This is a genomic window from Pseudomonas sp. A1230 (genome assembly GCF_044218825.1).
Classification (GTDB): Bacteria; Pseudomonadota; Gammaproteobacteria; order Pseudomonadales; family Pseudomonadaceae; genus Aquipseudomonas; species Aquipseudomonas iridis.
The window spans coordinates 4,925,981-4,945,391 of sequence record NZ_CP162582.1 but is presented as its reverse complement, the minus strand read 5'-3'; the positions used below and the strand labels follow the sequence as shown (position 1 = coordinate 4,945,391).

Sequence of the window (19,411 nt, the reverse complement as noted above, 5' to 3'; positions counted from 1 at the left end):
TTTGTCAGAGTGTTTCGGGCGTGATGTGGCTGGGTGAATTGACGGAAAGGACTGTGCGAAAGCAGTTCGATAATTATTGAGTTAGCACTGATGCGCAGTATTTGCGGGGGGGAAAGTTTCAATATCATGATTTGCTATCAAATTGATGGCACTTTTGTAGTTGAGCGTTGTCGCCGATGAGTTATGGATAGAAGTCAGCAAATTTTCGGAAGAGTCCTACTTCTATTTTTTCAAAGTGTTGTCATGCTTGCCGACGTGAAATGGGACGGTCGTTCGGGTGAATGCGGTCGAGCTTGCTCGGACCGCTCTGGGCCGATGGTTTCGAGGGTGTCGGGGAAATGCCGGCAATATAAATCTATGTCAGGGAATCCCTTGTCATATATAGGGCGATCTCTTACAGCCCCTCATGAACACTTCGTCTTGTTGTTTGATCAGATGCTTGCTAGTGGCCATCATAGTGATTACGATGCGCCCACTTGAAAGAGCACTCACTCAATTTGGATGAGTTTCATCACTGCTCTTCGATACTGTCCGGCGCCGCCGCACCTGAAATTGGCGCCTGACTGTAATCCTTAATAAAGGCCATGGATGTCCTACTCAAGCAAACTTTCCGCCCATTACCTCGAACTCGCCAAAGTCTCTGTTTCCAAAGAGAATTTCGCGGGCGAAGACGTTCGTTTTTCGAGCGAATTCGAGGCGCTGGAAAGCGAGCTGGCCAAAGCTTCGTCGATGCATGAAAGCGGGCAGATCGACTGGCTGAAAATTCGCGAAAACAGCGAAAATCTCCTGCGTACCCAATCCAAGGATTTGCGTGTCGGCGCCTGGCTGACCTGGTCGCTTTACCAGCGTGAATCCTTCCCCGGCCTGCTGGCCGGCCTTGGCTTGCTGCACCACTTGTCGGAAAACAACTGGGCCGACGTTCACCCGCTCAAACCCCGCACACGTGCCGCTGCCATTGGCTGGCTGGTGCCGCGTCTTGAGCAGGTCATCACCGAAAATATTGCGATCAAAGAGCAGTTGCCGATGTTCCGGCAGCTCTCCGAGCACCTGTCTGGTCTCGAAGCCGCTTGCGCTGAACATCTGGGTGACGACTCGCCGCTGTTGCTGCCGATCTCCCGCCGCCTGAAAACCATGATCCAGCGCGCCGCCGACAACCAGCCAGCCCCCGGTGTTGTGGGGGCGGCGGTGGCGCAGGTCAAGCAGGCGGCGAGTCAGTTGCTGACGCCCGGCGCGCCGATCGACAACGAAAGAGACGCCCACAAAGCGCTGCGCGCCCAGCAGGAAAGCGCCCGGCCGTTGTGTGCCTGGTGGCTCAAGCAGAAAGCCACCGACCTGCGCGCCCTGCGCCTGAACCGCACGCTGCTGTGGATGACCATCGACGCCGTGCCCGAGCGTAATGCCGAGCAGATTACCGTGTTGCGCGGTCTGCCGCTCGACAAGCTGAAGCTTTATCAGGATCGATTCGATCAGGGCAAATACGCAGACCTGCTGGTGGAACTGGAGGCGAGTCTGGCGAAGGCGCCGTTCTGGTTCGATGGCCAGAGGATGGTCTGGGAGTGTCTCCAGAACCTCAACGCCGAGCTGGCCATGCGCGAAGTGGAAATCCACTTCGCGCTTTTGATTCAGCGCCTGCCCGGCATTGTCGAATTGCGTTACCACGACGGCGCGCCGTTTGCCGATCCGTCTACCCGGGCGTGGATTGCCGCCAACGTCATGCCGCACCTGCAAAGCGCCAGCGCGCCACGCAAGGTTGAAAGCGACAACGTCGAAACCCAGCCAGCTTGGGAAAAAGCCCTCGAAGAAGTCTTGCCGACTCTGCGCAAGGAAGGCCTCAAGCCTGCCGTGCAGATTCTCAAGCAAGGGCTGCAATCGGCCCACGGCGGGCGCGAGCGATTCTTCTGGCAGTTCGCGCTCGCAAGGCTGTGCTTCATGGCCAAGAAATACGAACTGGCCAAAAACCAGCTGGAAACCCTCGATCAAACATTACAGGACTCAGGCCTGCACGCCTGGGAGCCCGATCTTGCATTGGAAGTGCTGCACCTGCTGCACAGTTGCTGCGAGTTGTTACCGCAGAACCATGCAGTGCGTGAACGCAAGGAAGAGATTTATCGCAGGCTGTGCCACCTCGATCTCGAAGTGGTACTCGAATAGGCCCCAGGGCCACAACCGCAAGGAGAAAAGCCATGGCCAAAGAAGGCTCGGTAGCCCCCAAGGAACGCATCAACGTCACCTTCAAACCCGCCACCGGCGGTGCTCAGGAAGAGATTGAACTGCCGCTGAAACTGCTGGCAATCGGTGACTACACCCACCGCAAAGACGAGCGCAAGATCGAAGATCGCAAGCCGATCAGCATCGACAAGATGACCTTCGACGAAGTGCTGGCCAAGCAAGAGCTTAGCCTGACGATGAACGTGCCGAACCGTCTGCAGGAAGAAGGCAGCACTGAAGAGTTGGGCGTGCAACTGCGCGTCAATTCGATGAAGGACTTCAACCCGGCCAGTCTGGTCGAGCAAGTGCCTGAGCTGAAAAAGCTGATGGAACTGCGTGACGCGCTGGTGGCCCTCAAAGGCCCGCTGGGTAACGCACCTGCTTTCCGTAAAGCCATCGAAGGCGTGCTCGCCGACGACGAATCCCGCGGTCGCGTACTCGGTGAGCTGGGCCTGAACGCCGCAGCCACTGACGCCTGAACCCAGCAGCCAAGGAAGCCAACACAATGAGCACTAGCGCAGCACAAGAGAAAGGCGCCGCGAGCGGCGAGTACAGCATTCTCGACAGCATCATCGCCGAAACCCGCCTGACGCCGGACGACGAAGCCTACGACATCGCCAAGCGCGGTGTGTCGGCGTTCATCGAAGAGCTGCTCAAGCCGCAGAACAACGGTGAGCCGGTCAAGAAAGCCATGGTTGACCGCATGATCGCCGAGATCGATGCCAAGCTCAGCCGTCAGATGGACGAAATCCTGCACCACCCGGACTTCCAGGCTCTGGAATCGTCGTGGCGTGGCCTGCAGTTGCTGGTGGACCGCACCAATTTCCGCGAAAACATCAAGATCGAAATCCTCAACGTCTCGAAAGAAGACCTGCTGGACGATTTCGAAGATTCGCCGGAAGTCATGCAGTCGGGCCTGTACAAGCACATCTACACCGCTGAATACGGCCAGTTCGGTGGTCAGCCAGTTGGCGCGATCATCGCCAACTACTACATGTCCCCAAGCTCGCCGGACGTGAAACTGATGCAGTACGTGTCCAGCGTAGCCTGCATGTCCCACGCGCCGTTCATCGCGGCGGCCGGCCCGAAATTCTTCGGTCTGGAAAGCTTCACCGGCCTGCCGGATCTGAAAGATCTGAAAGACCACTTCGAAGGCCCGCAATTCGCCAAATGGCAGAGCTTCCGTACTTCGGAAGACTCCCGTTACGTTGGCCTGACCGTGCCGCGTTTCCTGCTGCGTAACCCGTACGATCCGGAAGAAAACCCGGTCAAATCGTTCGTGTACAAGGAAACCGTTGCCAACAGCCACGAGCACTACCTGTGGGGCAACACCGCTTACGCGTTCGGCACCAAGCTGACCGACAGCTTCGCCAAATTCCGCTGGTGCCCGAACATCATCGGCCCTCAGAGCGGTGGTGCTGTTGAAGACCTGCCGTTGCACCATTTCGAAAGCATGGGCGAAATCGAAACCAAGATCCCTACTGAGGTTCTGGTTTCCGACCGTCGTGAATACGAACTGGCCGAGGAAGGCTTCATCTCCCTGACCATGCGTAAAGGTTCCGACAACGCGGCGTTCTTCTCCGCAAGCTCGGTGCAGAAGCCGAAGTTCTTCGGCATCAGCGCAGAAGGTAAGGCGGCAGAGCTGAACTACAAGCTCGGCACCCAACTGCCGTACATGATGATCGTCAACCGCCTGGCTCACTACTTGAAAGTGCTGCAGCGCGAGCAACTCGGTTCGTGGAAAGAACGTACCGACCTCGAGCTGGAACTCAACAAGTGGATCCGTCAGTACGTGGCCGACCAGGAAAACCCAAGCGCCGAAGTCCGTGGCCGTCGTCCGCTACGCGCTGCGCAAATCATCGTCAGCGACGTTGAAGGCGAGCCAGGCTGGTACCGCGTGAGCTTGAACGTGCGTCCGCACTTCAAGTACATGGGTGCCGATTTCACCCTGTCGCTGGTTGGCAAGCTGGACAAAGAGTAAGAGCGACTCATGGACGGATACGGCAGCCTTTTCGAACGTCTCAATGGCGACGCGGAAAAACGCAAGGGCAGGAGCCTCGAGGTTTCTGCCATGGCGTCAGTCGCTGCCCATCTGGCCAAAATGCTCAGCACCCGGGCCGGCAGCGTGCAAACGCTGTCCGACTACGGGTTGCCCGATCTCAATGACATGCGTCTGAGCCTGCACGACTCCCTGAGTCAGGCCCGTCTGGCCATCGAAACTTTCATCGAAGCCTACGAGCCACGCCTGAGCAACGTGCGTGTCATTTCCCTGCCGCGTGACCACGATCAACTTCGCCTGTCCTTCAGTATCGAAGGCCTGCTGGAAGTTGAAGGGTTCAAGCGTCAGGTCAGTTTTTCCGCGCGCCTGGATGGCAGCGGTCAAGTGAAGGTCACCTAAGGAGAATCCCGATGTCTGGCAAACCTGCAGCACGTTTCACCAGAAAATCCGGGTTTGTTCTCCTGATAGCGGTACCCCTGTTTCTGCTGATGTTCATTGTATTGAAGGTGTTCAGTTCGCTGACTGCAAAGCTATTGAAAACCAATGCAAGTGAATCGGGTAAATGCCACATCTCCCGATATGCACCTGATTACGCGTTCCTGGGCGCGATGGGCGGTATTTTCGAGCTGTTCAGCAGTCAGTTTTTCTACCGTGTTTACACAACAGATGGACGGCTCTTGAAAACGTCGGAGTGGAATCTGTGGATGAGGGAAGGCGATCCAGGCATTGCCCCTGAGTTTCAGGGCGAGATGATTCTATATCCGGGCTCAGAGGGCTGGGAAAGTTGGATCATTCCAGAATGCCGATGAGTCATGCTTTTCAAAAACTGCTGACCTCCGTTGCGATAGTCGTTGTGTTGCTCCTGGTGATTTTTGCTGTTGCTGTCTATGAGCTGCTGAGCCGAAAAGCGGATGTGTCTGTTGTGAGTCCAAGCGGGAAATACATCATTGAGTCGGTTGCGGGAGCCTCACTGCTGACGCCAAGAGAGACGGTTTACCTTCGTTTTTATGAACGTGAAAATCCAGCTCATGTGTACCGAACTCCTTTGTTTTCCGAGCTGGCTCTGGACATGAGGGCGCGCGAGGACGAGGCAGAAGTGGGTGTGGTTTTTATCTATCTGGACAAAAAGGCCAATACGTTTTCTCTCGCCTTGTCCCGTCCGGATGAACACTGGATGAATAGGTTCATCAGCAATACGTCTTACATGCTCATGGAAAATTAATGCGATGAACCGCACTCAGGAACAATGAACAGTCATCACGCCAAAGCCTATTAAGGAGAGCTCAATGTCAGGAAAACCCGCAGCACGCGTATCCGACCCCACCGCTTGCCCGCTCCCCGGCCACGGCACCAACCCGATCGCCGCCGGTTCCGGCGACGTGTTCTTCGACGGCCTCGCGGCCGCCCGCCAAGGCGATGCCTCGGCGTGTGGTGGTGCGATGTCGGGAGGTTTGGCGACCACTGTGTTGATCAACGGCAAACCTGCCGCGACGGTTGATTCGGTGGGTACGCATGGCAACAAGGTTACGGCTGGATCCGGGACGGTGATTATCGGGAATTCCCATTCGCCGGCGCCATTTATGCCGCCGTTGCCGGTGGAACTTCAATGGCCGTTTAACGAGCACTTCGTAATCAATTGTCAGGACACAGGAAAACCAAAAGCCGGGATCGAATACACGCTGAAGACGGCCTCCGGAAAAATTGTGACCGGCGTTACAGGTGCTGACGGCAAGACAAAGATGATTCATTCGGATATCGCCGAGCCCGTTGAGCTGATCATCGAGCAGCAAACCAAAGTGGCGATCGCTTGAAAATATACCTTAGTCCTTTCCCTGTCAGTAGCAGGGGCGGCGACCAAAACAGGCAGGGATGTTGAAATGGCGAATACGACAGTGACTGCAACGTTGACACCGGCGAAAAATAAAACCGGTCAAACGGCAGCTGTACGTGAATTTCGAGTTTCGGACATCCCTGGTGCCATGGATAAGATGAACTGGCCGGTCGCTGCCGGATTGATGCGGTATTGGTTTAAAGGCAATCCATGGACTACTGAAGATGGTGGGATGGATGAACTTACAAAAGATCATAAAAAAGAGCCTGTTGACCCATATGTAGAAAGTTCCATTGTAAAAATGGCGTGGGTTTTGAAGTTTGAGCGCGCTAATGAAATTTTCAAAGAGTTAAAGGGTAAGTGGAATACCCCAAACTCATTGAAGAGAATGAACGAAATATTCAAAGATAAGTTTGCAGGAAAGGTTGATGGTGCTTATCAACAAAAATTTGCAAGCGCCAGAGACGCTGAAAAATTCGGGTATACCAATTACCTTTCAGTAAAAACATCGAACGCTAATGTATTTTTGCTAGACGAGCTTAGGGGCGCCTTGGCAAATTTCAATATGAGAGTGATCGCTGAGGGCGAAATTATTATCGCTTCCGGTAAAATTAGCTTTCTGGTTAACCGTCTAGGATATTACATCGATGATAGTTACGATTTCAGCGACGTAGGTAACCGTTTTAGTCAGCCTTTAGGTTACTGGAATTATGATGGTGTAGCTGATCCAGTAACAAGCAATGGGTACAACTTCCTCTCGGCAATGGGTAAGGCAGAAATGGCCAGAACAGCCGCAATGCGTGGAGAGGACGTACAGGCCTTATTCAAGGATGTTGACGGTAAACGTTATCACCTGATCCAAAACAGTGATTTTGCCGAGTACCGGGCGATACATGGCAAAGGTGGCGATTTTACCGTGTATTCCGATATTTTGTATGAAGACGTAACCCCGCCTGTTTTGATAAAGGTAGTTGAGTAATGCGTTACAGAATTGCATGCATGGTTTTGTTAGCGTCCCTGACGATCGGTGCGCTATCGGTTTATTTGTTTGTCGATAATCTATCTGTACGGCGTCCAGATGTTATCGAGTTGACTGACTCCAGACAGTATATTGTCGAGCGTGTACCCTTTCCGTCTCTTTTTTTTGGCGAAGACCTTTCTTATCTCCGAGTTACAGATCAAGACGCGCCTAAATATATTTATCGTAGTCCTCTGTACCCAACCAAACTACTGACTATGCAATTAAATGAAAGTAAGCGGAAGGTGAGTGTTCCCAATGTTGATTTTCTCATCGTGGAAAAGAAATTTGTTTTTCATGCCCACCGTTGGGTGGATTACACGATGAATCATTTTGTGAGTAATACACCGTACGTTATCGAGTCATTGAATGAGAGTGAGAGATAATGGCTGGCTTCAGTTATTTCATGTTTCGTAAGTACAGGAAGGTGACTTGTCGTATAGCTGTGTTGCTTGTCTTGCTTTCCGTTTCATTGTTTTTTGTTGTGTCTACCATGCAGAATTATCCGGCTAGTTCGACGGTAATCAGCCCGTCCGGTCGGTACGTTATGGAAAACGTGCGGGTGGGGAAGATACTCACCTTGGGTGGAATGGCCTATTTGAGAATTATTGACAGGCAGAATCCGCAAGAAGTTTATCGTACGCCTTTGTATGACACTCAGTCGTTGGACATGAGAGCGTCAGAGAATGAATCAACTGTCGGTATTGCATGGATATATTTCGATAAGGATAAGAAAGCGTTCGAAATAGCCTTGCCTCAATGGGAATCCCATTGGTTGAATTTGTTTATCAGTAATACGCCGTATGTATATCTTGAGAACTGAGACTTCCTCAATTCGCCCCAGGGTGATCTGGCTACAGCGCTTCTTCATAGCGTTGGGAGCGCTCGCCTGCATGGCGCTCGCGATCTTCGGTGCCGACAAAGCCATGGCCGGGATCGCGCATGAATAGCCGTCGAGTCATCGGTCTGGCCGTGCATGCGCTGGCCTGCGTGATTTATATCGTCCTGAATGGCTATGCCGTGCCGGCCTACAAACAGCTGGTCGGCGGGCTGACCTCGCGTGGCGTTGCCATCGGCATGGCGATGTACCTGATTTTCTATTTTTTCGTTTCTCTCAATCTGATTCTGGTCTTCATCCAGCGCCAGGCCATTCAGCTCGGTCTGGTGATTTTCATGATGCTGACGATCCTGTTTTACCTGCTGCCGCAGTATCCCATCCGGGGTTTGGCGTATTGCGCGCTCACGGGTGGTTTGGCGGTTGGCGCTGTCCTGCTGAGCAACGCCCTGAACTCGCTGTACACCCGCTGGTGCCGGCCGGCTGGCGGGCAACCGCTGACGATTCATCCGCGTCGAGCGACATCTCGACTGCTGTTGATTACCGCGCTGATTGGCGTGTGTATATGTACCGGTTTGCTGGGGTTGAAGATTTTCGGTGGTGCAACGGCAGAGCCCATCACCCGACACTCGAACGATTCGGGCGAGTGCTATCTCGTCACTTACGCGCCCGGATATCACAAGCTGGGATTGATCGGGCGTGTGTTCGAATTGTTCGCCGGCGAGTACTTTTTCCGCGTCTACACCGCTGACGGCGCGCTGCTCGAATCGTCCGAATGGAATTTCCGGGTCACTGAAATTTTCGGTGGGCCTGCGGAGTTCAGCGGCTCGACAGTGCTCTATTCCGGTACGCAAGGTTATGAAGACTGGTGGGTGCCGGAATGCGCCTGATCACACCATTGAATACGCTGCTCGCCCTCGCTAGGCAGCCTCTTTTTTACGGGCTGACAGCGGTGCTGTTGGCGCTGGCGCTCTTCGCGACGCCGGTGTTTTCCAACGCCCTGATGTTGTTGATGGAACGGAGCAACTTCATCCCGGCAGAGTCGTCGATCTGGGCCTTCGAACCTTATGAAATCAATCAAGGCTCCTCGTCGTACTGGCTCTACGGTGAGGACCGGGTGAATTACTACAACTTTGCCTACAGCCCTGAAAACGTCTACCGCCTGATCGCCAAAAACAACCAGTGCGCAGGCTTCGACAAGCGTGATGTGCGCACATGGTGTACGCCATGACGCCTTGGCCGCGTGTATGGAAATGGCTCAATCACGTGCTGAGCCTGATCGGAGCATTAGCCATCATCGCCGTCGTGATGGTCGCGATCAAATTGAGCTGGAGTCACTCGAAAAAGCCGGTATTGCCCGGTTACCCCGACGCGGTGTGGCGCGGTGCTGAGGACGGTGGAGACTTCATCGAAATTACCCGGTCGATGCCGCCGGACTACTTCATTGAAGTGCGCTCCGAGGGCGGCAGTCTCGTCAAAGAAGGCTGGGTGCGCTTCGCCACCCACGATGGCAAACCGTTGACTATGAACCGTGTCAGCGCTTCCGACGGTGAATACCTCTTCATCGACTCGTACGTGCCGATCACCGCCAGCAAGGGAGGGCGCGCTCAATGAAATTTCGCGCCTGCATGAAATCGCTGTCGGCGGTGGCTGGCCTGTTATTGACGGGCTGCACGACGCAGCTGGTTTATATGAACGACATTTACTTGGTCAACACCTGTGGCGTACCGCTTGAAGTACAATCGCAGCACTCGACCAACTGGCTGCCGCCAACGGAACCGCGTGTGGTTGCGCCGGGCGAGCGAGTCAGCGTGGCCAGTTACCGGTCCTACGGCGAAGACATAGACGAACAGGTCAGCTGCCGCTATTCGCTCACGGTGAAAGGGCCGCAACGCACGCGCCTGGTCAGTGCCGATGAAATGCGCCAGGCCTTGCTCGACATCAAACGCGAGCGCGATGGACTGCAGCGCAGCTGGACTCTCAAGGAAGGAGTGTTTTGCCCATGATCGACGTATCGGATGAGATGCGTTCTTACCTGATCTTCATGATCGACAGCGATCTGTTCGGCAGCATCGCGATCCTGAGTTTTCTGCTGCTTGTCACGGCGATCAGCAAGCGCCTGCGTCAGTCATGGCTGCATCGCGCCTTGACGTTCTCGGTGCTGGTGGTGCTGGTCGCCATCGAAATGGCCGGCGCTTACTACTCATCGTTGCCTGTCGCATGAACCTGCCGGCCCGCCTGATCTGCTGCCTGTTGATCCACACAGTTTTCTGTGTGGGTTACACGTTGCTGAACAACTTCGCGGCCGACTGGTACATCTCGACCTACGGCGGTTTGACCTCGCGTGGCGTGAACATTCGCCTGACCAGCAAATTCCTCTACGAGTTTTTTCTGGTGTTCAACTGGCTGCTGGCGATGATTCTGGTCCTGCGCGTGAAGCTGGTGTTGTGGGCGATCTGGGTGGCGCTGGTGCTGTTGTGGATGTTGCCGGATCACCCGCTGCGGGCGCTGCTGTATGGCGTCGGTCAAGGGACTTTCACCTTGGCGGCGATCCTTTTCTGCACCGGGCTGGACCGTTGGTACACGCGTAAATCCATGGCTGGCAAGAGCCCGGAACTCGGGCAAGAACCGGACAGTATGACTGCTTCGGGGGCCGACCATGCTTAGTCGCGCGCAACTGAATTTCTTCATGGCTGCCTTGTGGTCGCCATTGCTGTTGATGCTGGCGTTTTCATCCTATGGCCTGTGGATTGGCGACTATTCGACATTCGAATCGTCCGAGACCCGCTGGGTGTATCTGCTGTGGTTCGGTATGCCCGGGCTGCTTTTGTTTGCGTTGTGGGTATCGCGGTCGGCGAAGAGTCAAAGCGAGCGACAAGCGCTGCGGATGGTGTGGTGGGCGCCAGTCAAGTTCATCCCGTTTTACGCCGTGCCGTGGATGCTTTATGGCTTGTTCAGCCTGATCGCCGGCCCATTCGATGACGCTTTCATGGCCTACAGCTGGATCATGCTGGTGCCATACCTCCTGATCGCCGGTTATGTCTGTGCCGGCGTGACGGTCGCGCTCTACAGGATATTTTTTTGATGAGTTCCACTACCAGGCAGGTAACCCGTGTCCTTTAACCACTACTACCAAAGCGAGCTCACCGCACTGCGCCAACTCGGTCGCCGTTTCGCCGAGCGTAGTCCGGCGTTGGCGCCGTATCTGGGTCAGGCCGGGCGGGATCCGGATGTGGAGCGGTTGCTGGAAGGCTTTGCGTTTCTGACCGGGCGGCTGCGCCAGAAGCTCGATGACGAGTTGCCGGAGCTCAGCCATTCGTTGATGCAGTTGCTGTGGCCGAACTACATGCGCCCGCTGCCGGCGTTCAGCATTTTGCAGTTCGATCCGCTCAAACGTTCCGGCCCGGCATTGGTGGTCGAGCGCGATACACCGGTGGAAAGCAAGCCGGTCGAAGACGTGCGTTGCCGCTTCCGCACTTGCTACCCGACTGAGGTGCTGCCGCTGGATCTAGCCGCGCTGAATTATTCGGTAAAGGGCGACGGTTCGCTGCTCAGCCTGCGTCTGGAAATGAGCGCCGACGGCCACCTCGGCGAACTGGAACTGAGCAAGCTGCGCCTGCATTTTGCCGGTGAGCGTTATATCAGCCAGATGCTTTATCTGAGCCTGCTGCGCAACCTCGAAGGCATCGAACTGATCCCGCTCGACGGCGCCGGCAAGCCGATTGATGGCGTCAGCGGCAAACCGATGGCGTTCAAGATTCCCGGTGACCGGGTCAAACCGGTTGGCTTTGCCGAAGAAGAAGCGTTGATCCCGTATCCGCTGAACACCTTCCGTGGCTACCGCTACCTGCAGGAATACTTCGCGTTCCAGGATAAATTCCTGTTCGTCGACGTCAACGGTCTGGACATTCTCAAGGCATTGCCGGAAGACACCCTCAAGCAGATGCGCGGCCTGGAGTTGCGTTTCGATATTCGCAAGAGCGGCATCATGCGCATGCGTCCGACGCTGGATAACGTGAAGCTGTTCTGCACGCCGATCGTCAATCTGTTCGAGCACGACGCGCTGCCGATTCGCCTCGACGGCAAGCAGGACGAATACCTGCTGCTGCCGGCGGAATACGATTTGGAAAACTGCGGCGTGTTCTCGGTGGAAACCGTGACGGGATGGAAGCCCGGCGGCCTCGGTTATCAGGAATACGTGCCGTTCGAATCTTTCGAGCACGATCCGAGTTTCGACGTGCCCAACAGCCGTCCGCATTACAGCATCCGTCAGCGTTCGTCGCTGCTGCACGATGGCCTCGACACCTACCTGAGCTTCGGTATTCGCCACACCGAAGCTCACGAAACGCTGTCGATCGAGCTGATGTGCACCAACCAGAACCTGCCGAAGAAGCTCAAACTCGGCGACATCTGCATGGCCTGCGAAGAGACCCCGGAGTTCTTGAGTTTCCGCAACATCACCCCGGCCACTTCAAGCTTCGCGCCGCCGCTGAACCGTGACTTCCTGTGGAAGCTGATCAGCAACATGTCGCTTAACTATCTGTCGCTGGCCGACGTCAATGCGTTGAAGGTGATTCTGGAAACCTACGACCTGCCGCGCTACTACGACCAGCACGCGGAGAAAGTCAGCAAGCGCCTGCTCGGCGGCCTCAAACATATCAAGCACCACCACGTCGATCGGCTGCACCGTGGCCTGCCGGTGCGCGGTTTGCGCACCGAGCTGACCATCGATCCGGAAGGGTATATCGGCGAAGGCGACCTGTTCGTTTTCGCTTCGGTTCTTAACGAGTTTTTCGCGCTTTACGCCAGTCTCAATTCATTCCATGAACTGCGGGTAAAAAGCACACAGGGAGAGGTGTACCAATGGACACCACGTATGGGCCTTCAGCCCCTGCTTTAAGCGGGCTGACCCGGGTAATACGCGAGTACTCGCTGTTTCAGGCCGTGCTGCTGGTGATCGACCGGCTGCGCGAGGCACACCCGCACCTGAGCGAAGACGATTTGTACGATCAGGTCGAGTTTCAGGCCAACCCCAGCCTCGGATTTCCGCGTAGCGATGTCGATCGCGTGGAGTTTTTCGAAGAGCACGGGCAGATGCGCGCGCGCGTGCGTTTCAACCTGATCGGTCTGGTCGGTTCCGGTTCACCGCTGCCGGCGTTCTACGGCGAACAAGCCTTGGGCGACAGCGAAGACGGCAACCCGACGCGCAATTTCCTCGATCTGTTCCACCATCGTCTGCAACGGCTGATGCTGCCGATCTGGCGCAAGTACCGTTACCGCGCGAGTTTCCAGAGCGGGGCGATTGACCCGTTTTCGTCGCAGCTGTTCGCACTGATCGGCCTGGGTGGCGACGAGATCCGCAAGGCCAAGGAACTCAACTGGAAACGCCTGCTGCCGTACCTCGGCCTGCTCAGTTTGCGGGCGCACTCGGCGGCGTTGATCGAGGCCGTGCTGCGTTACTACTTCAAGCACGAAGACCTGGTCATCGAACAGTGCATCGAGCGCCGCGTGGAAATTCTCGACGAGCAGCGCAATCGTTTGGGCCGCGACAACAGTGTGCTTGGCGAGGACCTGGTGCTCGGTGAGCGCGTGCGCGACCGCAGCGGCAAATTCCGCATTCATATCACCCAACTCGACTGGCAGCGATTCCACGAATTCCTGCCGATCGGTTTTGGTTACCAGCCGCTCTGCGCGCTGGTGCGGTTCACCCTGCGTGACCCGCTCGATTACGACATTCGCCTGGTCTTGCGCCAGGAAGAAATCCGCGAACTGCGCATCGGTGAGCAGAACGCCTGTCGCCTCGGCTGGACCAGTTGGCTGGGCCGCGAGAAGGCGGACGGCGTGGTGACACTGGGCAGCAAAATTCATTAAGGACGTGAGCCATGATCAACGTAGACCTGCAACAACTCATTCAGGCGCTGGACGCCGAAACCCGTCGTGATCTGGAGCGTTCGGCTGAGCGCTGTGTAGCCCGTGGCGGTAGCAAGATCCTCGTCGAAGACATGATGCTTGGCCTCCTGGAGCGTCCGAATGGCTTGCTCGCACGCGCGTTGCAGGACGCCGATGTCGATGCCGGTGAACTCAGCGCCGCGCTGCAATCGCGGGTCGAACACAGCGCTTCGCGCAACCCGGTATTCGCCCCGGAACTGGTGCAATGGCTGCAAGACGCGCTGCTGGTGGCCAACCTCGAGCTGGGCCAGACTCAGGTCGAAGACGCTGCGTTGATCCTCGCCCTGCTGCGCAACCCGATGCGTTACGCCGGCAGTCGTTATCAGCCGCTGCTCGCCAAGCTGAACATCGATCGCCTGAAAGAATTTGCCCTGTCGCAAAAGGAGCAACCGGCGGCCAACGGTAAACCTGCCGCGCAGGGCGAATCGCTGTTGCAGCGCTTCACTCACAACCTGACTCAACAGGCCCGTGACGGCAAACTCGATCCGGTGCTGTGCCGCGATGGCGCGATCCGTCAGATGATCGACATCCTCGCTCGTCGCCGCAAGAACAACCCGATTGTGGTCGGTGAGGCTGGTGTTGGTAAAACCGCCATCGTCGAAGGTCTGGCTTCGCGCATCGCTGCCGGTGAAGTGCCGCAAGTGCTCAAAGGCGTTGAACTGCTGTCGCTGGACATGGGCCTGTTGCAGGCCGGCGCCAGCGTCAAAGGTGAATTCGAGCGTCGTCTCAAAGGTGTGATCGACGAAGTCAAAGCTTCGCCAAAACCGATCATTCTGTTCATCGACGAAGCCCACACCCTGATCGGCGCGGGCGGCAACGCTGGCGGTTCCGATGCGGCCAACCTGCTGAAACCTGCACTGGCCCGTGGCGAACTGCGCACCATCGCTGCGACCACCTGGGCCGAGTACAAGAAATACTTTGAGAAAGACCCGGCGCTGGCCCGTCGTTTCCAGCCAGTTCAACTGCACGAACCAACCGTCAGCGAAGCGGTGACCATCCTCCGTGGCCTGGCCCAGGTCTACGAGAAGAGCCACGGCATTTACCTGCGCGACGACGCGGTGGTGTCGGCGGCTGAATTGTCCGCGCGTTACCTGGCGGGTCGGCAACTGCCGGACAAAGCCGTCGATGTCCTCGACACTGCTTGCGCCCGCGTACGCATCAGCCTCGCCGCTGCGCCGGAAAGCCTTGAGCGTCTGCGTGGCGAACTGGCCGAAGGTGGTCGTCAGCGTCAGGCCCTGCGCCGCGATGCCGAGGCTGGTTTGCTGATCGACCACGAAGCGCTGGATGCACTGGAAGCGCGACTGGAAGAAGCCGAAGACGAAATGGTCGCGCTGGAAACCCTGTGGACTGAACAGAAGGCACTGGCCGAGCGCTTGCTGGACCTGCGTCAGCAACTGGCCAAGGCGCGCGAAGCCGCTGCCGTCGAGCCGACCGTATCGGTTGAGGAAGACGCCGAAGGCACTGTCATCGAAACCCTGGCCGCCGAAGTCGAAGAAGGCCAAAGCGTCGCAGCGCTGGAAGCCCAACTCAACGAAACCCACAGCGCACTCACCGCCGCCCAGGTCAAAGAACGCCTGGTCAGCTTCGAAGTCTGCCCGCGTCTGGTCGCCGAAGTGATCAGCGCCTGGACCGGCGTGCCGCTGGCGCAACTGGCCCGTGAGCACAACGCCAAGGTCGCCAGTTTCGCCACCGACTTGCGCACGCGCATCCGTGGTCAGGAGCAAGCCGTGCACGCACTGGATCGCTCGATGCGCGCCACTGCTGCTGGCCTGAACAAACCTGACGCACCGGTCGGCGTGTTCCTGCTGGTCGGCCCGAGCGGCGTCGGTAAAACCGAAACCGCGCTGGCCCTCGCTGACCTGCTGTACGGCGGCGACCGTTTCATTACCACCATCAACATGTCCGAGTTCCAGGAGAAGCACACCGTTTCCCGCCTGATCGGTGCACCACCGGGCTACGTCGGGTACGGCGAGGGCGGCATGCTCACCGAAGCCGTGCGCCAGAAACCGTATTCGGTGGTGCTGCTCGATGAAGTCGAAAAGGCTGATCCGGACGTGCTCAACCTGTTCTATCAAATCTTCGACAAAGGCGTGGCCAACGACGGCGAAGGTCGCGAGATCGACTTCCGCAACACGTTGATCCTGATGACCTCGAATCTTGGCAGCGATCGCATCAGCGACCTCTGCGAAGGCGGCGCGCGGCCGACCGCCGAAGTGCTCGAAGAGACCATTCGCCCGGTGCTTAGCAAACATTTCAAACCCGCCCTGCTGGCGCGGATGAAAGTGGTGCCTTACTACCCGGTCGGTGGCCCGGTGTTGCGCGAGCTGATCGAGATCAAACTCGGTCGCCTGGGCGAGCGCCTGAACCGTCGTCAGCTGGATTTCAGCTGGTGCCAGAACCTCGTCGATCATCTGTCCGAGCGCTGCACGCAAAGCGACAGCGGCGCGCGTCTGATCGACCATCTGCTCGATCAGCATGTACTGCCACTGGTAGCCGATCGCTTGCTCGATGCCATGGCCACGGGTGAAAGCCTCAAGCGCGTGCATGCCACACTCGACGGCAACGCCAGCGTGACGTGCGAGTTCGCCTGAGGTGGGCGTGATGTTCACTCAAGTGCCGCAGCCGCTGGCTTACGCCGAAGCGTTGCTGGCGCAGTTTGCCAGCCTGTCGCGTGCGGCGGACGGTGCTGCGCTGCTGGGTGAATTTGTGCGTGGGCTTGCCGAGCTGAGCGGTTGCGAACTGACGCAGCTGTATCTGCTCGATGCCACCCACACCTGCCTTGGGATGAACGCCGAGTGCCTCGACGGCGCGTTGCAACCGCGCCAGGCGGCGAGCCTGCCGGCGGATTACAACGGTGAGCAATTGCTGCAGTTCGCCCTGTGCCAGAACCGCGTGGTGTGCCTCGACGACCTTGGCGCCAGCCTGCACGAAACCAGTTTCCTGCCGGCCGCGTCTTCGCCGTGGCAATCATTGTTGTGCGTGCCACTGGTCAATCAGCACAAGGCTGTGGAAGGTCTGCTGCTGTGTGCCAGCCGTCGTCGCATGGATCTGCAAGGCTTTGCCGATTCCCTCGGCCAGCTCGGCTCGTTCGTGCTTGGCCAACTGCACTTGCTGCAACGCCTGCGCCAGCCAATGGATGTTCAGGCGTCAGCGGTACGCAGCGTGCCGAGCATCAGCGGTTACGGGCTTATCGGCAAAAGCGCGGCGATTCGCCAGACCTATTCGCTGATCAGCAAAGTCCTGCACAGCCCGTACACCGTGCTGTTGCGCGGCGAGACCGGCACCGGCAAGGAGGTGGTCGCGCGGGCGATTCACGATTGCGGGCCGCGTCGTTCTCAGGCGTTCATCGTGCAGAACTGCGCGGCGTTCCCCGAGAACCTGCTGGAAAGCGAGCTGTTTGGCTATCGCAAAGGCGCGTTCACAGGTGCCGACCGCGACCGCGCCGGGCTGTTCGATGCGGCCAACGGTGGCACGCTGTTGCTCGACGAAATCGGCGACATGCCGCTGTCGCTTCAGGCGAAGATTTTGCGCGTGTTGCAGGAGGGCGAGATCCGCCCGCTGGGTTCCAACGACACGCACAAGATTGATGTGCGCATCATCGCCGCGACGCACCGCGATTTGTCAGTGCTGGTCAGCGAAGGCAAATTCCGCGAGGACTTGTATTACCGACTCGCGCAATTCCCCATCGAACTGCCGGCCCTGCGTCAGCGCGAAGGCGACATCCTCGACCTGGCGCGGCACTTCGCCGAAAAGACCTGCACATTCCTGCAGCGTGATCCGGTGCGCTGGTCGGCCCCGGCGCTGGAACATTTGTCCGGCTACACCTTCCCCGGCAACGTTCGCGAACTCAAGGCATTGGTCGAGCGCGCGGTGTTGCTGTGCGAGGGCGGTGAGTTACTGGCCGAGCATTTTGCCCTGCGTATGGAGCCGATGCCCGAAGACAACAGCGGCTTGAATCTGCGCGAGCGCATGGAGCGGGTCGAACGCACATTGCTGCTCGATTGCCTGCGCAAGAACGACGGCAACCAGACCCTCGCCGCCCGCGAATTGGGCCTGCCACGCCGCACCCTGCTGTACCGCCTCGGGCGGTTGAACATCAATCTGGGAGATTTCGATGGGTAGGCAAAGATCATCGTTTTCTCCTCGAAAAACCTGTTTCAGCGCCGCCCGCAAGGGTCGGCGCTTTGTGCTTTGTCTACCCCTGGAGACCCTCTGATGTCTGTTCGTCACTGGCACGCTGTCCTGCTGACCCTCGTCGTTCTATGTGGCCTTGGCGGCTGTAGCGGCAATTACAAATTCAACGACACCGACTATCGCCCGTTGGGTGATCCGCAAGCGGTCAATCGCGGCAAGTGACCGCAAGGAGCATCAAACATGGAACTGGTTTTCGAAATGCTGAACACCAAGCAGTTCGTGCCCACCGAGTTGTGCCAGAAGACCTTCAAACAGGCCGGCGGCGTGATCGGACGGGGCGAGGACTGCGACTGGATCATCCCTGACCGCAAGCGTCATCTGTCCAATCACCACGCGATTGTCAGCTACCGCGAAGGCACGTTTTTCCTGACCGACACCAGCAGCAACGGTGTTCAGGACGGCACAAGCGGCGCACGCCTGCACAAGGGCGAACCGATGCGCATCGAGCATGGCAGCACTTACGTGCTCGGCGACTTCGAAATTCGCGCGCGTCTTGTGCGTGACCCGGCGACCTTCGACGGCGAAGTCGGCCGTCCGCGTGCGGCCGGCAGCATCATTCCGGACGACGCGTTCCTCGATCTCGACCCGCTCAACGCCCTCGAACAGCAAGAGCGTGTGTACTCGGAAATCGACGAACTGCTGGCGCCGAACACCAAGCCTGAAGACTCCCGTCAGCGTGCCGACTACGCGCGCATCGACATGGAAAGCCTGATGGTGCCGGAGCTGATCGCCGCGCCCGCAGAACCTGAACCCGCTCCGGCACCGAAAGCCGTCGAGCGTCAGAGCGAAGGTTTCTGGGAGCACTTCGGTGCTGCGCTGGGTGTCGATGTCAAAGGCCTCAGCCACGACGAACGCGAAGCCTTGGCGCTGAACGCCGCGCGTTTGCTGCGTCAGAGCGTCGGCGGTTTGCAGCAGAGCCTGCGTACCCGCTCGGAGCTGAAAAACGAACTGCGTCTGGCCCAGACCACCGTGCAAGGCACCAACAAGAACCCGCTGAAATTCGCCGTTGATCCGAGCGAAGCGCTGGAAATTCTGTTGCAGCCAAGCAAGCCTGGGCATCTGCCGGCCGAGCAAGCCATCTCCCGCGCGTTCCGCGATTTGCAGGCGCATCAAGTGGCACTGCTGACCGCTAGCCGCGCTGCCGTGCGCGGCACGCTGGAGCACTTCTCGCCCGAGCAACTGACCTTGCGTTTCGAGCGCGACAGCAAGCCGCTGATCGCGACGTCCGGCGGGCGCTGGAGAGCGTTTGGTCGTTATCACCAGGCGCTGCGTCAGGACGATGACTGGAGCGAGCGTCTGCTGGCCCGCGACTTCGCCCAGGCTTACGAAGAACAGATCCGCCTGATCTCCACCCTCCACACCGACCACCAAGGATGA

At 57.7% G+C, this 19,411-nt stretch carries 21 protein-coding genes; all 21 read left to right on the top strand.

Annotated elements, in window-relative coordinates; translation table 11 throughout:
* The first annotated feature begins 588 nt into the window (after positions 1 to 588).
* The 21 genes from tssA (at position 589) to tagH (ending at position 19,411) form a co-directional block, all read left to right on the top strand.
* Positions 589 to 2,151 (top strand): type VI secretion system protein TssA, encoded by a 1,563-nt coding sequence (gene tssA, locus AB4P97_RS23185; RefSeq protein ID WP_042561806.1) that lies wholly within the window; start codon positions 589 to 591, stop codon positions 2,149 to 2,151.
* Between the two features lie 32 nt (positions 2,152 to 2,183).
* Positions 2,184 to 2,687, top strand: a complete 504-nt coding sequence (gene tssB, locus AB4P97_RS23180; RefSeq protein ID WP_042561805.1) for a type VI secretion system contractile sheath small subunit — start codon at positions 2,184 to 2,186, stop codon at positions 2,685 to 2,687.
* A 26-nt stretch (positions 2,688 to 2,713) separates the two neighbouring features.
* Positions 2,714 to 4,189, top strand: coding sequence for a type VI secretion system contractile sheath large subunit (gene tssC, locus AB4P97_RS23175; RefSeq protein ID WP_042561804.1), 1,476 nt, complete (start codon positions 2,714 to 2,716; stop codon positions 4,187 to 4,189).
* A 9-nt stretch (positions 4,190 to 4,198) separates the two neighbouring features.
* Positions 4,199 to 4,606, top strand: a complete 408-nt coding sequence (gene tssE, locus AB4P97_RS23170) for a type VI secretion system baseplate subunit TssE (protein WP_042561803.1) — start codon at positions 4,199 to 4,201, stop codon at positions 4,604 to 4,606.
* A gap of 11 nt (positions 4,607 to 4,617) precedes the next feature.
* Positions 4,618 to 5,016 (top strand): hypothetical protein, encoded by a 399-nt coding sequence (locus AB4P97_RS23165; RefSeq protein ID WP_210623211.1) that lies wholly within the window; start codon positions 4,618 to 4,620, stop codon positions 5,014 to 5,016.
* Positions 5,013 to 5,429, top strand: coding sequence for a hypothetical protein (locus AB4P97_RS23160; protein WP_210700698.1), 417 nt, complete (start codon positions 5,013 to 5,015; stop codon positions 5,427 to 5,429). Before AB4P97_RS23165 ends, AB4P97_RS23160 begins: the two co-directional genes overlap by 4 nt.
* Before the next feature lie 64 nt (positions 5,430 to 5,493).
* Positions 5,494 to 6,018 carry a PAAR domain-containing protein gene (locus AB4P97_RS23155; protein ID WP_395601671.1) on the top strand — a complete coding sequence of 175 codons (525 nt, stop codon included), beginning with the start codon at positions 5,494 to 5,496 and terminating at the stop codon, positions 6,016 to 6,018.
* A 66-nt stretch (positions 6,019 to 6,084) separates the two neighbouring features.
* Positions 6,085 to 7,017, top strand: coding sequence for a DUF6402 family protein (locus tag AB4P97_RS23150; RefSeq protein WP_042561799.1), 933 nt, complete (start codon positions 6,085 to 6,087; stop codon positions 7,015 to 7,017).
* A gap of 981 nt (positions 7,018 to 7,998) precedes the next feature.
* Positions 7,999 to 8,781: a hypothetical protein gene (locus AB4P97_RS23145; RefSeq protein ID WP_200892971.1), complete on the top strand. Its 783-nt coding sequence runs from the start codon at positions 7,999 to 8,001 to the stop codon at positions 8,779 to 8,781.
* Positions 8,772 to 9,122 (top strand): hypothetical protein, encoded by a 351-nt coding sequence (locus AB4P97_RS23140; RefSeq protein ID WP_155401177.1) that lies wholly within the window; start codon positions 8,772 to 8,774, stop codon positions 9,120 to 9,122. The genes AB4P97_RS23145 and AB4P97_RS23140 overlap by 10 nt, the downstream gene beginning before the upstream one ends.
* Positions 9,119 to 9,505, top strand: coding sequence for a hypothetical protein (locus tag AB4P97_RS23135; protein WP_042561796.1), 387 nt, complete (start codon positions 9,119 to 9,121; stop codon positions 9,503 to 9,505). Before AB4P97_RS23140 ends, AB4P97_RS23135 begins: the two co-directional genes overlap by 4 nt.
* Positions 9,502 to 9,897, top strand: coding sequence for a hypothetical protein (locus AB4P97_RS23130; RefSeq protein WP_052491578.1), 396 nt, complete (start codon positions 9,502 to 9,504; stop codon positions 9,895 to 9,897). The genes AB4P97_RS23135 and AB4P97_RS23130 overlap by 4 nt, the downstream gene beginning before the upstream one ends.
* Positions 9,894 to 10,115, top strand: coding sequence for a hypothetical protein (locus AB4P97_RS23125; RefSeq protein WP_042561795.1), 222 nt, complete (start codon positions 9,894 to 9,896; stop codon positions 10,113 to 10,115). The genes AB4P97_RS23130 and AB4P97_RS23125 overlap by 4 nt, the downstream gene beginning before the upstream one ends.
* Positions 10,112 to 10,558 (top strand): hypothetical protein, encoded by a 447-nt coding sequence (locus AB4P97_RS23120; protein WP_042561794.1) that lies wholly within the window; start codon positions 10,112 to 10,114, stop codon positions 10,556 to 10,558. Before AB4P97_RS23125 ends, AB4P97_RS23120 begins: the two co-directional genes overlap by 4 nt.
* Positions 10,551 to 10,976, top strand: a complete 426-nt coding sequence (locus tag AB4P97_RS23115; RefSeq protein WP_042561793.1) for a hypothetical protein — start codon at positions 10,551 to 10,553, stop codon at positions 10,974 to 10,976. The genes AB4P97_RS23120 and AB4P97_RS23115 overlap by 8 nt, the downstream gene beginning before the upstream one ends.
* Positions 10,977 to 11,003: 27 nt before the next feature.
* On the top strand, positions 11,004 to 12,791 hold the full coding sequence (gene tssF, locus AB4P97_RS23110) for a type VI secretion system baseplate subunit TssF (protein WP_042561792.1): 1,788 nt from the start codon (positions 11,004 to 11,006) through the stop codon (positions 12,789 to 12,791).
* Entirely contained in the window at positions 12,755 to 13,762 is a 1,008-nt protein-coding gene (gene tssG, locus AB4P97_RS23105; protein ID WP_042561791.1) for a type VI secretion system baseplate subunit TssG, read from the top strand. Before tssF ends, tssG begins: the two co-directional genes overlap by 37 nt.
* An 11-nt stretch (positions 13,763 to 13,773) precedes the next feature.
* Positions 13,774 to 16,431 carry a type VI secretion system ATPase TssH gene (gene tssH / locus AB4P97_RS23100; protein WP_395601670.1) on the top strand — a complete coding sequence of 886 codons (2,658 nt, stop codon included), beginning with the start codon at positions 13,774 to 13,776 and terminating at the stop codon, positions 16,429 to 16,431.
* Between the two features lie 10 nt (positions 16,432 to 16,441).
* A complete protein-coding gene (locus tag AB4P97_RS23095; protein ID WP_395601669.1) occupies positions 16,442 to 17,962 on the top strand; it encodes a sigma-54 interaction domain-containing protein in 1,521 nt (506 codons plus the stop codon).
* Positions 17,963 to 18,055: 93 nt separating this feature from the next.
* Positions 18,056 to 18,196 carry a hypothetical protein gene (locus AB4P97_RS23090; RefSeq protein WP_042561788.1) on the top strand — a complete coding sequence of 47 codons (141 nt, stop codon included), beginning with the start codon at positions 18,056 to 18,058 and terminating at the stop codon, positions 18,194 to 18,196.
* An 18-nt stretch (positions 18,197 to 18,214) separates the two neighbouring features.
* Positions 18,215 to 19,411 carry a type VI secretion system-associated FHA domain protein TagH gene (tagH, locus tag AB4P97_RS23085; protein WP_042561787.1) on the top strand — a complete coding sequence of 399 codons (1,197 nt, stop codon included), beginning with the start codon at positions 18,215 to 18,217 and terminating at the stop codon, positions 19,409 to 19,411.